The organism is Sulfurospirillum sp. MES, assembly GCF_000789415.1.
Classification (GTDB): domain Bacteria; phylum Campylobacterota; class Campylobacteria; order Campylobacterales; family Sulfurospirillaceae; genus Sulfurospirillum; species Sulfurospirillum cavolei.
Genome location: NZ_JSEC01000002.1, coordinates 207,575 through 221,483, shown reverse-complemented (window position 1 = coordinate 221,483; position 13,909 = coordinate 207,575). Strand labels below are relative to the sequence as shown.

Below are 13,909 nucleotides of genomic sequence, written 5' to 3'. Positions count from 1 at the left end.
TTGCGGTGCCGATAGGTTGTTTCGGCACTTTTCGAAATTTTATGATGCGAGTTCGATCGATACGTGCACCAACTCTTCATGAATGGAAAGCCCGTGTTTGATTTGTTCGATGCTCAGCGGTGTTTGGGCGCACAGTGTGAGAATGCAGCCGTATTTGCCTTTGCCGACTTGCCATACATGTAAATCCTTAATCGAGATTTTTTCTTCCAAAGTATTGATAACGTCGATGATTTCTTGAACGATCGGTTCGTCCATCGTTGCGTCTAAGAGTATTTTCCCCGATTGTTTGATGAGCCCTACAGCCCATATAAAAACCAAGACCGAACCGACGATTCCCATTACCGGATCAAGCCAATTTGCTCCCCAAAGCATACCGCCTAAAAGTGCGACAATCGCCAAAACCGACGTCAAGGCATCGGCGAGAACGTGAAGGTAGGCGGCTTTAAGGTTCATATCGTGACGGTGATGATGTTCATGGTGATCGTGTCCGTGGTGATGATCGTCTTTGAGCAGCCATGCGCATATAAGATTGACGATCAAGCCGAGAACGGCTATAACGATTGCTTCTTGGTAAGCGATTTGTACCGGATTGAAAAGACGTTCGATCGAATGGTACGCCATAAAAAAAGCGACGACTAGCAGTAAAATTGCACTGGTATAACCGCCTAGCACTTCTATTTTATACGTTCCGAAATTGAAGCGAAAATCGTGTGCGTATTTAGTTGCCATAACATATGCCGTAAATGCCATACCGAGTGCTAAGGCATGCGAACTCATATGCCATCCGTCCGCTAAAAGTGCCATCGAGTTAAAATAAAGGCCGCCGACGATTTCAAAGACCATCATCGTAAACGTCAATAGCGTGGCATAAAGCGTGTTTTTCTGGGCAATCGGATTTGACGCATCGAAATTGTGTGAATGTGCAAGACTTTTGAGTGATTCTAGCGTGTTCATTTTAGACCTTTTTAAAATTCTTTCAGATACTATACCCCAGTATATCTAATAAAATTCTAAAGGTCAAAAATGTCTCATACGATTGCTAATAAAGAGAAACTGCTTTTGCGGGTCAAAAAAATCAAAGGTCAATTGAGCAGTCTTGAAAAAGCTTTGGAAGACGAAAAAGAGTGTTTTAAAATATTACAACAAATCAGCGCGGCACGCGGTGCGATACACTCGTTAATGAGCGAGGTACTGGACGGGCATATCAAAGAACATCTGGGAAATCATGTCAGTGAAGCCGATAGAGAAAAAGAGATACTTAACCTTGCGAGTCTTTTAAAAACTTATTTGAGGTAAGGCGATGCAAAAGATTTTATTGATTGAAGATAATGAAGAGTTTGCCTCTTTGATTCAAGTATTTTTGGAGCAAAGAAGCTTACATGTAGATATCTGCGATGACCCCTTTAACGCAGTTGTTACACCTCTTGAAAAATACAGTTTGGTACTTTTGGATTTAGGACTTCCGGGAATGGATGGACTTGAAGTGTGTCGTGAACTTCGAAAAAAGAGTCAAATTCCTATTATTATCTCCTCGGCTCGCAACAGTACGAGCGATAAAGTCATGGGACTGCAAATTGGTGCGGATGATTACCTGCCTAAGCCGTATGACCCCGATGAATTGTATGCGCGCATCAGCAGTTTATTGCGCAGAGTCCGTGCCTTTGCCGATGAAAAACCTAACAAATCGTTTGTCATTGATGCAAAAGCCCATGATGTTCTTTTTTTAGAAAACCCTCTTTTTCTCACTGAAGCTGAATTTGAAGTTGCCTCACAGCTCGTCAAACATAACGGCAATGTGGTCTCTAAAGAGCAACTTCTCTACGATTCCCCCGCTATCTCTTCGATGGATGGAAAAAGTTTAGAGATGATTATCAGTAAAATTCGTGGGAAAATCAAACCCTATTCTCCTAAAGAGCATATCATTGCCCTTCGTGGTCGAGGGTACCGCTTTGTTGAGTAATATCAAAACCTCATTAATCGCGCAAATCAGGTTTTTATTTGTGATCTCCCTTGTGGTGATTCTTGGACTGTGGGGATTTTTTTACATTCGCCAAAAACACCTGCAAGATGAGCACAATATGGCGCGTTATTTTAGTATCGCAAGCTCACTACAACCTGTACTAATGCAATCATTTAGTGTGAGTGATGAGGATTTGAAAGAGTATAACGTTAAAATATTCACCCAAAAGCCCTCGAGCGAAGCAAAAATGTTCTATCATAAAGGAGATGAGCTTAAAGGCTTCAGCCTCTTTTCGTACCAAGACAAAAAGGTGCTGTATGTGTACAATCCTATAGGCTCTCTTTATTTGGAAGATTTAGAAGAGGATTATGCGCTCATTTTGATTCACTCCATTTTTGCTATCTTGTTGGGGCTTCAAACGATTTTATTTATGGTCTCAAAAAAAATGCTCACACCGCTTATGGATGTGGAGCGACACTTTAAACGAATGGAAGGTGGGGATTATTCTGAAGTGGCAATGACCTCGCAGTATAAAGAAATCAATCAAATCACCCACTCCTACAACAAAGCCATTCGTCACATTGGCTACCTGTTAGAAACGCGTGAGATGTTTAATAAAATATTTATGCATGAGATGAAAACACCTTTGGCAAAAGGAATGTTTTACCTCAAAAATGAGCCCTCAATCAAAACACATGAACAGATTCATACGGTGTTTGAGGCGATTAACACCCAGCTGAACACATTTAAGACCTTAGAAGAGCTTATTGGCAAAAATGAAACGATTCTGCCACATCCTCACACACTAAACTCCCTTTTAGAAGAAGTTTCACAAACCTTACATGTAAAGGATACGGACGCTATACAAACAGAAGGATGTGAAGGCTATACGCTGTATGGGGATAAAGAGTTGTGGTTGGTTTGTTTGAAAAATATCCTCGACAATGCCTTGCAATATTCTGAAAACCATAAAGTATCTCTTACATGTAAGGAAAATAAACTCCACATTTCCAATGTAGGAGAACCGCTTCCTATTGATATTTCTCAGAATTTGCACAGCTGGAAATTGGATAAAACACAAAGACATAAGAGCTCTACGGGGTATGGATTTGGTCTTTTTATCATTCAAAAAACCGTCCATCTTAATGGCTATACAATAGACTATAGCTATGAGAATCGTCATGTTACGTTGACTATTTTCAAAAAATAACCCTGTTTACCTCTGTTTACCTTCACTTGGGTTACGGATTACCTTCACCTTTTATACTTTCATCACAAATCAAAAAAAGGATTCACGATGAAAACAAAACTCATCACACTTAGTTTAGCTCTTATGGTGGCATCAAGCTCAGTTTACGCTTTTGGAGGACCAAAAGGTTTTATGGACTGCGATAGCCAATCTAGCAAAATGCCTTTTCAAAAGCAAATGGCAATGAGTGGTAATGGTATGCAAGAGGTTATGATGACACTCTCCACTATGGATTTGTCTAAAACACAATGGAATGAGATTCGAAAAGTGATGTTTGATCTACGTGAACAGCGTTTTGATGCCGTAGATACTAAAGAAGCGGTCGTCATCATCAACAAAGATGGCACCTTTGATAAAGAGGGTTTTGTCAAAAACAGAGCTTCGTTATCTAAAGAGATGATCGATGTTCAAGCGGGGAGCATTGAAAAAGTTTTGAGTGTTTTGACAACCGAACAACGCAAAACATTAGCTACCAAACTTGCGATGTAAGGAGTACTTATGACACGCTACACATCACACTCAATTATCCTCCACTGGCTTAGTGGGGGATTGCTTATTTTTCTTTTGATGACAGGAACATTTGTTTTATCGAACATGCCCAATACGGTTGAAAAGTTGGGTTCTTTAAAAATCCATATGATTTTAGGCATCCTCACAACATGGGTAAGCGTGATGCGTATTTGGATGATTTCAAGAGCTCCAAAGCCCGAAGCACTTTCCATGAGCCCTTTTAGAGCTACGATGATGAAAGCTAATCATATCGCCATTTATGGTGTCATTATTGCGATTGGTGTGAGTGGATTTGTGCTTGCACAAAGTGCTTCTTTAGGGCAGATGATTTTCTTTGGATTAGAAAAAGAGCTTTATGGTAGTTTTAAAGATTTTGGTGTGGGCATTGTCCATGGTTTATTAACCAAAGTGCTTCTCTTTTTAATCGTAATGCACGTTGCAGGTGTGGTCTCGTATGCCATTAAAAGTAAGAACAATATTATCAAACGCATGTGGTTTTAAAGGAGCAATGATGAGACAATTTCTAAAAATAGGCACACTTTTAGTGTATGCAGGAATGGCATTGGTAGCACAAGAAAAAACGGCAGATGATTTAGTTGCCAGCATGCAAAAAGAGGACATTACTTATGCGCAATTGATGAGCGGTATGGGCATGGCGTATGAGAGTATTCAAAACGGTGTTGTCAGTATGAATAAATTGCTTGTAGATCGGGGTATCTACTTTATACGTACACATCCTGCCCCCAAACAAAAACCTTGGGTTATTATGGATCAAGAAGATCACGAGGGATTTAAAGCGATGTTGGTGTATTACGACAAAAAGATGGATGATGATGTCGCTATCATCGAGAAAGCCACACAAAAAAAAGATTGGGAAGGTGCCTATGCAGGGGCAAAAGAGCTTGGAAACAGCTGTATTTCATGCCATTTAGCCTATAAAGATCATGTCAAATACGTTATGAAATAAACCTTACTTTTTGTAAGGCTTTTCTTTTTTATGTTACATGTTTTTTGATAACACTAAAATACAATAATAATTTATTCGGTATGGATGTCTCTACATCGAAGGCACTTTGACCATATAGCCGATGCCTCGGATATTGACGATAAAATCTTCTTTTAAGTTGTTTTTGAGGCGGTTGATTTCCGCCCTGATCGTTGCGTCGTCGACGATCGTATCGGAATCTTCCCACACGTTTTCTCTGAACATATCGTAGCTACAGACAAATCCTCGATTGTGGGTTAAAAATTTGATGATTTGCAGTTGTCGCTTGGAGAGCACTTGGGGTTCTTCGTGAAAGTAGAGCGTCATCGCGTCGCAGTCGAAACTGTAAGAGGCGGAGAGCCTTTTATGATGCATCTCTTTTTTGGCGGTTTTGGAGATGCGATCGATTCGAAGATTGAGCTCTTTGAGATGGAACGGTTTTTTGAGGTAATCAAAACAGCCCAACTCAAATGCTTTGGAAATATCTTCGATATCGATGAGTGTTGAGATAAAAATGACGGGTGTGACGTTTTTTTGCGCATGCAATATCTCTAAAATCGTTAATCCGTCAATATTGGGTACGTTAATATCGAAAATGAGCAAGTCGAACTTCTCTTTCTCCAAAATACCCAAACAAACGTTACCGTCTCGAACGGCTTTGATCGCGTGTCCGGCCGTCGTGAGGTATTGCGTGATCGATTCGTTCAGGATAATATCGTCTTCTAACAGTAAAATTTTCATGCGTTCTCGATTTTAAATTGGTATGAAAAAGAGGTCACGTTCTCGTCTGAGAGCAGCGTGATTTTCACATTTTCTTCCTTACAGATTCTTTTAACGAGATTGAGTCCGAGTCCAAAGCCGTCTTGCGCCTGCTCTTCGCGGTAATACTCTTCAAAGACTTTTTCGGGTTTTTGGATTTTGCGCGAATGCGATGCGATGCTGAAAAGATAGCCGTCTTCTTTGACATGTACCCCGACCGTGATTTTTTCGTTTTCAAACGTATATTTGATGGCATTGGTCAAATTATTGTCGATAATACGTTGTAATTTCGTATCGTTAAATAAGATGAGTGCTTGTGCGCAATCGGTTTCAAAACAAAAAACGGATTTGGCTTTATCGGCGACTTGGGCGAAGAAATCGATGCGGCAACGAACGTAATCGACCAAATCGATCGGACGTTTGGCGTAGTTAATTTGATCTTGTTTGATGAGGTAACTAAGATCGTCGTACATCGAAAAGATGCTTTTGACCGCAACTTCGATATTTTCCAAATAAACGCTTTTACCAAACTCCATTTCGTGTAGCTCGATACTGCTCATGATGATGCTTAGGGGCGTATTCATCTCGTGAACGGTGCAACGCAAAAATTGCCTGTGCGATGCGAGAAGGTTTTTGGAGTAATTCATCTGTTTTTCAAGCCGCTTGGATTGTTTGTCGTAATCGCGCGCGCTTTGTTCGATCAAATGGGTCAGCGACTCGATCGTTTTGGAATAAGGAGCACTTTTTTTGGTCTCTTCTTGATCGGGCATAGGGATAAAAGCGGGCTCTAAAGATTCGCTCAGAGCCACGACGGTGAGCGTTTGATTGAGCAGTTTGTTGTGACCGTTGTGGTGAAAAAATTCCGAATAGGTAAAAAACCCCGATGTGGGAGCCGTTTTGGAAAACGATCCGATGCCCATTTTAATTAAAAACGGCATAAATCGTCTTCGTGCCATACACGAAAAGACGTAAAACGTTTCGACGTTAATCGTATGTAAATTTTTTAAAACCTCTATGGGGTCTTTCATCAGCGATTCCGCATCCCCAAAGCCGATTCTCACTTGGTCGCCTTCTTCTAAATTACCGCTAAAGCTGAGGCTTCCGTCTTCGTGTTTCGCGATCACGGCGCGTGCCATAATAATGCCGTTTTTTTCCATAATAAGGGGAAATTCGATTCGGGAAAATTTACCCCCGAGGTATTTGTCGTAAAAAAAAGCGGCTTTCATATCGTCTATCTTATAGACGCGGTTGTTGTGGACTTTCGTAATGGTATGTTTGAGTCCGACGGGTTTCCAGTCGAATTTATAATCGGTCGCGACATGTAAGCGATCGGAATTCAACGAAACGCCGACGACGCCTTTACTTAAAACGGTCGTTTGCGAGGCAATAAACGTTTGTTCAAACTTGCCGTTATCGCCTGCCATACCGCCGCAAATCGGTATCGTCGCATCGTATGCCTCGACGCTTTTTAAAAACTCTTCGGCGTTCATATGCGTGCCGTCGGAGAAGAGAATCAATAATTTCGTGTTCGGCGTAATTAAATCGGAAGCCAACTTATAACCGCATTGAAACGAGTCGTCATCGAGCGAATACGCCGTTTTTAGCAATGTCTGCTCAAAAACGCTGATCGAGATAACGCTTTGTTGCGTCGTAATACGCTCTCCGTAAATTTCGCCATCAGTCGTCGTTCCGATACAGATTGCCTGCGGCAAAGCGGAGGCAAAGAGATCGACCATCTTTTGCAGGACTTCTTGCCCTTGCCCGCAAAAGAGTTGTACGAGAATATTTTGTTCCTGACGTAAAGGCGTAAAATCGATGATATGATCGAGCGAACCCGATTCATAGCAAAAATTGTATGTTTTCAAACCGTGTCTCCTTATCGTTACCTAATTACCTTAAAATGACCCGATAGTTTTGGAAGATAAACACGTTCATTATAAAGTGAAAAAGATAAGGTTTTGCTTGTCACAATATCACACATCGGTCGTTTTTTTATCCGAATAAGGGTGAAATAGCTCTTTTTGCTATATTCATGCTACAGTCATAGTATATGATCTTTAGTAACAAAACTTAATAAACAAGATTAAGAAAAAACATAGCTTACGGGAGGTTAAAAAGTCATCTACATCACATGTACATTGTAACATTGTAAAATGTATATGCATATGGCGGGTTTAACGTGGGTGAGTTTTTTAATTATCCATCCTATTTAATATGCAAAAAAAGCATATTAGCGTATCGATCGGATTTTTAGAAAACTTATGGATACAAATATGTGATTTTTGCATATTTCTTAACATGTAAGAAAAATGCAAAGACTCTATTGACAAGGGGAAACAACATGTTAAAGAAAACATTGATTATTAACGGGGTGAAAACGACGTTGGTCGCGGATATGGAAGAAAAACTATCCGACGTCTTACGAAAACAACTGAAACTTACCGGTACGAAAGTAGGTTGTAACAGCGGCGAATGCGGTACGTGTAGCGTTATTCATAACGGTAAGGTCGTCAGATCGTGTCTTTTAAAAATGAAAAAATTGGAAGAGTACGATGAAGTCATTACGATCGAAGGCGTAGGTACGAAAGATAAACTTCACCCGCTTCAAGTTTCGTGGATGGTTCACGGCGCGGCACAATGCGGTTATTGTACTCCCGGATTTATCGTTTCGGCCAAAGCACTTCTTGATCAAAACGTTAATCCTACCCGCGAAGAAGTTCGTGATTGGTTCCAAAAAAATAAAAACCTTTGCCGTTGTACGGGATACATTCCTTTGGTCGATGCGGTTATGGATGCGGCGAAATTAATGCGCGGCGAAATTCAAGTCAAAGATATCTGGAAACAACTTCCAGACGGTGCTTCTTTGGTCGGTTCTGAATTTATCCGTCCTTCCGCACTTGCCAAAGTTATGGGTACGTGGGATTTTGGTGCGGATTTAGGACTTAAACTTCCTGAAAATACCTTACATGCTAAAATCGTTCAAGCCGAAGTTTCTCACGCCAATATCCTCTCCATCGATACCGAAGAAGCGAAAAAAGTTCCGGGCGTCGTTGCCGTTTTGACCTATAAAGACGTCAAAGGAACAAACCGCATTAACGGTTTGGCGTTCCCGACCAATAAAGGCGACGGTATGGACAGACCGATCTTGAACGATACCAAAATCTTCCAATACGGCGATGCGATTGCAATCGTTCTCGCAGAAAACGAGAAAGCAGCACATGCGGGCGTCGATAAAGTCAAAGTTGAATTAGAGGTTTTACCGGCGTATATGAATGCCCCTGACGCGATGGCGGACGATGCGATCGAAATTCACCCCGGTACTCCAAACGTCTATTTTACCAACCATATCAGCAAAGGCTCCGAGACTGCTCCGATCATGGAAAAAGCTCCGTATGTCGTTGAAGACAGCTTCTATACGCAACGCCAACCGCACTTGCCGCTTGAGCCCGATGTCGGTTTTGCGTACGTAGACGATGAGGGTAAACTTATCATCCATTCAAAAAGTATTGCGCTTCACTTCCACGCTTTGATGATTGCAGAGGGTGTAGGTATGAAAGCCGAAAACGTTTATATCGTTCAAAATAACACGGGTGCGACGTTCGGTTATAAATTTAGTCCGACGATGGAAGGTTTGCTCGGCGTTGCGACGATGGCGACGGGAAGACCGGTTTATCTAGAATTCAATATGAAACAACAAATCACTTATACGGGTAAACGTTCACCTTTCTGGACGACGATGAAAATGGCGGCCGATAAAGAGGGTAAAATCTTGGCATTAGAGTCTGATTGGAGCGTCGATCACGGTCCATACTCAGAATTCGGCGATTTGTTAACGCAACGCGGTTTCCAATTCGGCGGTGCGGGTTATATGATCCCGAACATTCGCGGTAACGGACGTACCGTTTGTACCAACCACGGTTGGGGCTCAGCCTTTAGAGGATACGGTTCACCTGAAATCATGTTCCCCTCCGAAGTGCTTGTTGACGAATTAGCAGAAAAAGTCGGTATGGATCCGTTTGAATTTAGATACAAAAATATCTACAGACCGGGCGATACGACACCGACGGGATGCCAACCGGACGTTTATTGTCTAGAAGAGCTTTTCGACAAATCAAAACCGGTTTATGAATTGGCTAAAAAAACCGTCAAAGAGAAAAATGCCAAAGCTGCTCCTAATAAAAAATACGGCGTAGGCGTCTCCGTCAATATCTACGGTTGCGGTTTGGACGGCCCTGACTCTTCTGAAGCATGGGCAGAATTGACCAAAACGGGCGTTAGTGTGGGTAACTCTTGGGAAGACCACGGACAAGGTGCCGATGTCGGAACATTGACGTATGCGCATGAAACTTTAAAACCGTTACACCTTAAACCAGAACAAATCGACTTAGTCCTAAACGACATGACAAAAACGCCTAACAGCGGTCCTGCTGGGGGAAGTCGTTCAAACCTTGTGACGGGTAATGCGACGGTTGTTGCATGCCGCAACTTACTTGAGGCGATGAAAAAACCAGACGGTACCTATAGAACGTATGATGAAATGGTGGCTGAAGGAAGAGAACTCAAATACATGGGTAAATGGACAGCGCCATGTACCGATACACCTCCAACGGACGGTCAAGGAAATCCATTTGCCGGATACATGTACGGTGTGTGTGTTGCCGAAGTCGAAGTCGATACGTCAACAGGTAAAACCAATGTTGAAAAAATGACGTTGGCCGCTGATGTCGGAACGATCATCAACAAACTCGTCGTCGACGGACAAATGTACGGCGGATTGGTACAAGGTATCGGTTTGGCGTTAACGGAAGATTTCGACGATTTGAAAAAACATACGACCTTGACCGGATGCGGTATTCCTAAAATCAAAGACGTTCCGGACAATATTGAGTTAATGTACACCGAGTATCAACGACCGAACAACTTCTTAGGTGCTTCGGGTGCGGGTGAAATGCCTCTTGCGGCTCCTCACGCGGCGATTATCAACGCCATTTACAATGCGTGCGGCGCACGGGTAACACACTTACCGGCACGTCCTGAGAAAGTTCTAGCGGCTTTGAAAAAATAGTCTATCGCCGCTAAATTCCTCAACAAGGCACACCGTGCCTTGTTGAGCTTTGTGTTTAACGCGATAAAGAGGAGATCAAGAATGGATTTAGATCAATTATTAGAAATTAGCAATCAATGTATTCATTCAGAGCCTCCCGTATGCGTTGCATCATGTCCGGTTCATATGGACGTGATCGCATTTGTATCTGAAGTTGAAAAAGGTAATTTTTCCGGTGCCTATAAAATGATGGAAAGTAAAATTCCTCTTAGTCGGCTTATCGGAAAGATTTGCGATCATCCCTGTGAAAAAGCATGCGTTAGAAGTCATGCGGGCGGAAGTATCCGCATCGGTGAACTTGAAAAAAGCGTGGTTACTTTTGGCTATAGCGCACCTAAAAAACCGTTACTTTTGCCTAAGAACAAAGGCAATATCGCCGTTATCGGCGGCGGATTAAGCGGATGCGTCGCAGCAATCGAGTTGGATAAAAAGGGCTATAAAGTCGCTCTTTTTGAAAAGTCGAACCGTTTAGGCGGAAGGTTATGGGAGTATGTTTCCAAGGGTTTGGAAGCGCGCGAAATTGAAGAAGAGCTCGGCATGATCGAGCAAAAAGGCATTGCGGTGCATTATGGCGTCGAAGTGCTTGAAGAAGATTTACCTCGTTATTTGGAAACGTACGATGCGATCTATTTAGGTGCACGCACGTGGAGCAAATCCTATACCGTCGATCCGCACTCGTTTCAATCGGAAATTTCAGCTCTCTTTATCGGCGGAGGCATTCAAAATCCAAACGCTTTAATGATCGAATCGGCAAGTTCCGGGAAGCGCGCCGCCGTATCGATCGATCGTTATATAACCCAATCTTCGATGCTGGCTTCAAGGGAGCGCGAAGGCGTTTTCGAGACGAAATTGCACTATGCGACGGATCAGGTCGCACCGCTTGCAAGCGTGCCTTTAAGCGCGTCGATCTATTCTCAAGACGAAGCGGCGGCAGAGGCGAGTCGTTGTCTTAAATGCCAATGCGACGCTTGTATTAAAGCGTGCGTTCATATGCAACGATTTTCCATCACTCCCGATAGTTATATCCGCAGTATTTGCCATAACGAACGCATCGTTTTAGGCACGCGTCGAGCAAATTTGATGATCAATTCTTGTACCGAGTGCGGCTTGTGTAAAGCCGTCTGTCCCGTGGGCATCGGTATGGCGGATATTATCCATGCGACGCGCGAAAGTATGGTCAAACGCAACAAAATGCCGCTTTCGGCGCATGATTTTGCACTCAAAGACATGGCATTTAGCCAAAGCGACTATTTTTCGTTGGTTCGTAAACAGCCGAGCAAAGAGGCGTCAAAAGACCTTTTTTACTACCCGATGATTGCATTTTCGGCGTACGCGAGAGGTTTGTACAAAGGTTCGGGAAAAACGGGCTATCTTTTTTATCCCGGATGTCAACTCAGCTCGACGCACACCGATTATATCGGCTCGATTTACAAACATCTCGTCGGAGTGATTAAAGAAAAAGATGCTATGAGCGACGTCGGGCTCTTTTTAGGATGTTGCGGCGCACCTGCCGATTGGGCGGGAAGAGGGGATTTGATGCACGACAACGTCGAAAAGATACGCCAAACATGGGAAGCAGAGGGTCGTCCGACGTTTATTTTGGCGTGTTCGAGTTGTGCTTCTACGTTTGCCAAGTATTTGCCGATGATTCAAACCGTTTCGTTATGGGAAATTTTCGATACGTACGGTTTGCCCGAAGTGGATATTAAAAAAGGCAAGCGCGAGCTTTGCATTCACGATGCGTGCGCAACAAGAGATAATCCCAAAATTCACGAAAGTATCCGCAATATCGTCAAGACTTTAGGGTACAGCGTTCAAGAACTCGAATACTCCAAGGAGAAGACGAAGTGTTGCGGTTACGGCGGTTTGGTTGCTTGCGCCAATCCCGAACAAGCCGAGGAGTTTGCGGCGGATCGAATCTGTGAGAGTGATCCGGACGTGTTGGTTTATTGCGCGATGTGTAAAGATATGTTGGTCAAGGGCAACAAGAGGGCCTATCATATTTTGGACATTATCTACGCCAACGAAATCAACCAAGAGACGCCTCAAAAAATGCCTACGCTTTCGGATCGTCAAAACAACCGCAAACGTTTGAAACGACAACTCTTAAAAGAGATATGGAATGAAGAAGAGGAGGGTGCGATGGATCCGACGTATGATTTTGCACTGCATATTTCAGATGAGATCACGGCATTGATGGAGAAACGATTTATCTTGCTCGGCGACGTGGAAAAAGTGGTGGCAAACTCTCTTTCGCATCAAGAGCGATTTTTCAATCCGAAGAGTTCGGATTATCTTGCGCGTCTTAGGATTCAAAACGTTACTTATTGGGTTCGTTATGAAGAATCGGGACGCGATATTACGGTTAAAGACGCGTACATGCACCGCATGGAAGTCGTGGAAGGCTGAACATGAACGAGCACATCGATACAACAACCGAGTGGGTATGCGACAAATGCCGCCAAGCGTTGGTGTCGCAAAAAGTCAAAGTACGTTATCTTGACGGTAATTTTGAAGTCGATCTTCTCAAATGCCCTACATGTCAAATGGTTTTTATTAGCGACGAGTTGGCAATGGGGAAAATGCTTGAAGTCGAAAAAGGTTTGGAGGATAAGTAGGTGAACGTCTACGAAAGCCCTTACATGCAAGAAGCCACGGGCGATACGTTACGTCCCGGAGGCTTCACGCTTACCGAAGAAGCGGTTCGCTTTTGCGCTTTGAGCAAACGCGATCGTATTTTGGACGTAGGATGCGGTATGGGCGCGACCGTTTCGTATTTGTATCATGCTTACGGTATCAAGGCGGTCGGCATCGATCCTTCCGAAAAACTGCTCGAAAAAGCTCGCCGAAATAATCCTTTCGCTTCGTTTGTTCAAGGGGTCGGGCATGATCTACCCTTTGACGACGAAACGTTCACGTGCGTTTTTGCCGAGTGTACCTTGTCGTTAATGCATGATTTGCAAGGCAGCTTAGACGAAATCTATCGCGTTTTGGCGCACGGAGGATGGTTCGTGCTAAACGACGTGTATGCAAAAAATCCCGAAGCCCTCAAGGCGATGGATAACTTTTCCGTTACCTCGTGTATGCGGGGAATGCACGATTTAGCATCGTTGCAACAGGCGTTACAACGTGCCGGTTTTGATGTGATGTTGGTTGAAGATTGCAGTGGGTTATTGAAAGAGTTGATGGTAAAAATCATCTTTTCGCATGGCTCGATGAGTGCGTTTTGGAGCAAAACGATGGAAGATAAGACGGCACAAACGTCTTGCTCGTTTGACCAACGTATTACGCAATGCAAACCGGGCTACTTTAGAATGATCGTGAAAAAAGGAGACTAAAGCA

13 protein-coding genes are annotated in these 13,909 nt (G+C 43.2%); 10 read left to right on the top strand and 3 right to left on the bottom strand.

Features of this window, described 5'->3' with window-relative positions:
- Positions 1-39: 39 nt before the first annotated feature.
- Positions 40-954, bottom strand: coding sequence for a CDF family Co(II)/Ni(II) efflux transporter DmeF (gene dmeF, locus OA34_RS04640; protein WP_039672896.1), 915 nt, complete (start codon positions 952-954; stop codon positions 40-42).
- Positions 955-1,023: 69 nt separating this feature from the next.
- On the opposite strand from dmeF, the gene OA34_RS04635 reads away from it, so the two are divergent.
- The 6 genes from OA34_RS04635 to OA34_RS04610 all read left to right on the top strand — a co-directional run bounded on the left by OA34_RS04635 (position 1,024) and on the right by OA34_RS04610 (position 4,686).
- Complete coding sequence (locus tag OA34_RS04635; protein ID WP_025345216.1) at positions 1,024-1,296, top strand: metal/formaldehyde-sensitive transcriptional repressor; 273 nt, start codon at positions 1,024-1,026, stop codon at positions 1,294-1,296.
- Positions 1,297-1,300: 4 nt separating this feature from the next.
- Complete coding sequence (locus tag OA34_RS04630) at positions 1,301-1,960, top strand: response regulator transcription factor (RefSeq protein WP_039672893.1); 660 nt, start codon at positions 1,301-1,303, stop codon at positions 1,958-1,960.
- Positions 1,953-3,170, top strand: coding sequence for an ATP-binding protein (locus OA34_RS04625; RefSeq protein WP_286682845.1), 1,218 nt, complete (start codon positions 1,953-1,955; stop codon positions 3,168-3,170). Before OA34_RS04630 ends, OA34_RS04625 begins: the two co-directional genes overlap by 8 nt.
- Before the next feature lie 87 nt (positions 3,171-3,257).
- Positions 3,258-3,698, top strand: a complete 441-nt coding sequence (locus OA34_RS04620; RefSeq protein ID WP_039672889.1) for a hypothetical protein — start codon at positions 3,258-3,260, stop codon at positions 3,696-3,698.
- 9 nt (positions 3,699-3,707) lie between these two features.
- Positions 3,708-4,220, top strand: coding sequence for a cytochrome b (locus OA34_RS04615; RefSeq protein WP_039672887.1), 513 nt, complete (start codon positions 3,708-3,710; stop codon positions 4,218-4,220).
- A 10-nt stretch (positions 4,221-4,230) separates the two neighbouring features.
- A complete protein-coding gene (locus OA34_RS04610; protein ID WP_039672885.1) occupies positions 4,231-4,686 on the top strand; it encodes a hypothetical protein in 456 nt (151 codons plus the stop codon).
- Between the two features lie 90 nt (positions 4,687-4,776).
- Here the strand turns inward: OA34_RS04610 and OA34_RS04605 are convergent, their stop codons facing one another.
- Positions 4,777-5,445, bottom strand: coding sequence for a response regulator transcription factor (locus tag OA34_RS04605; RefSeq protein WP_039672883.1), 669 nt, complete (start codon positions 5,443-5,445; stop codon positions 4,777-4,779).
- Positions 5,442-7,328: an FIST N-terminal domain-containing protein gene (locus OA34_RS04600; protein WP_039672880.1), complete on the bottom strand. Its 1,887-nt coding sequence runs from the start codon at positions 7,326-7,328 to the stop codon at positions 5,442-5,444. Before OA34_RS04600 ends, OA34_RS04605 begins: the two co-directional genes overlap by 4 nt.
- A 476-nt stretch (positions 7,329-7,804) precedes the next feature.
- Here OA34_RS04600 and OA34_RS04595 point away from each other — a divergent pair, with 476 nt between their 5' ends.
- From OA34_RS04595 to trsM, 4 genes are all read left to right on the top strand, one after another.
- Positions 7,805-10,528, top strand: a complete 2,724-nt coding sequence (locus OA34_RS04595; protein WP_039672878.1) for a molybdopterin-dependent aldehyde oxidoreductase — start codon at positions 7,805-7,807, stop codon at positions 10,526-10,528.
- A gap of 81 nt (positions 10,529-10,609) precedes the next feature.
- Positions 10,610-12,976 carry a pyridine nucleotide-disulfide oxidoreductase/dicluster-binding protein gene (locus tag OA34_RS04590; RefSeq protein WP_039672876.1) on the top strand — a complete coding sequence of 789 codons (2,367 nt, stop codon included), beginning with the start codon at positions 10,610-10,612 and terminating at the stop codon, positions 12,974-12,976.
- 2 nt (positions 12,977-12,978) lie between these two features.
- On the top strand, positions 12,979-13,185 hold the full coding sequence (locus OA34_RS04585) for a DVU_1557 family redox protein (protein ID WP_039672874.1): 207 nt from the start codon (positions 12,979-12,981) through the stop codon (positions 13,183-13,185).
- Complete coding sequence (trsM, locus tag OA34_RS04580) at positions 13,186-13,905, top strand: DVU_1556 family methyltransferase (RefSeq protein WP_197051132.1); 720 nt, start codon at positions 13,186-13,188, stop codon at positions 13,903-13,905. It abuts the gene before it with no gap.
- Positions 13,906-13,909: the final 4 nt, after the last annotated feature.

Excerpts from the sequence above, each read along its gene's own strand:
- dmeF (WP_039672896.1), bottom strand. The coding sequence starts at position 954 with ATGAACACGCTAGAATCACTCAAAAGTCTTGCACATTCACACAATTTC.
- OA34_RS04605 (WP_039672883.1), bottom strand. The coding sequence starts at position 5,445 with ATGAAAATTTTACTGTTAGAAGACGATATTATCCTGAACGAATCGATC.
- OA34_RS04585 (WP_039672874.1), top strand. The coding sequence starts at position 12,979 with ATGAACGAGCACATCGATACAACAACCGAGTGGGTATGCGACAAATGC.
- OA34_RS04630 (WP_039672893.1), top strand. The coding sequence starts at position 1,301 with ATGCAAAAGATTTTATTGATTGAAGATAATGAAGAGTTTGCCTCTTTG.
- OA34_RS04635 (WP_025345216.1), top strand. The coding sequence starts at position 1,024 with ATGTCTCATACGATTGCTAATAAAGAGAAACTGCTTTTGCGGGTCAAA.
- OA34_RS04620 (WP_039672889.1), top strand. The coding sequence starts at position 3,258 with ATGAAAACAAAACTCATCACACTTAGTTTAGCTCTTATGGTGGCATCA.
- OA34_RS04590 (WP_039672876.1), top strand. The coding sequence starts at position 10,610 with ATGGATTTAGATCAATTATTAGAAATTAGCAATCAATGTATTCATTCA.
- OA34_RS04610 (WP_039672885.1), top strand. The coding sequence starts at position 4,231 with ATGAGACAATTTCTAAAAATAGGCACACTTTTAGTGTATGCAGGAATG.
- OA34_RS04615 (WP_039672887.1), top strand. The coding sequence starts at position 3,708 with ATGACACGCTACACATCACACTCAATTATCCTCCACTGGCTTAGTGGG.
- OA34_RS04595 (WP_039672878.1), top strand. The coding sequence starts at position 7,805 with ATGTTAAAGAAAACATTGATTATTAACGGGGTGAAAACGACGTTGGTC.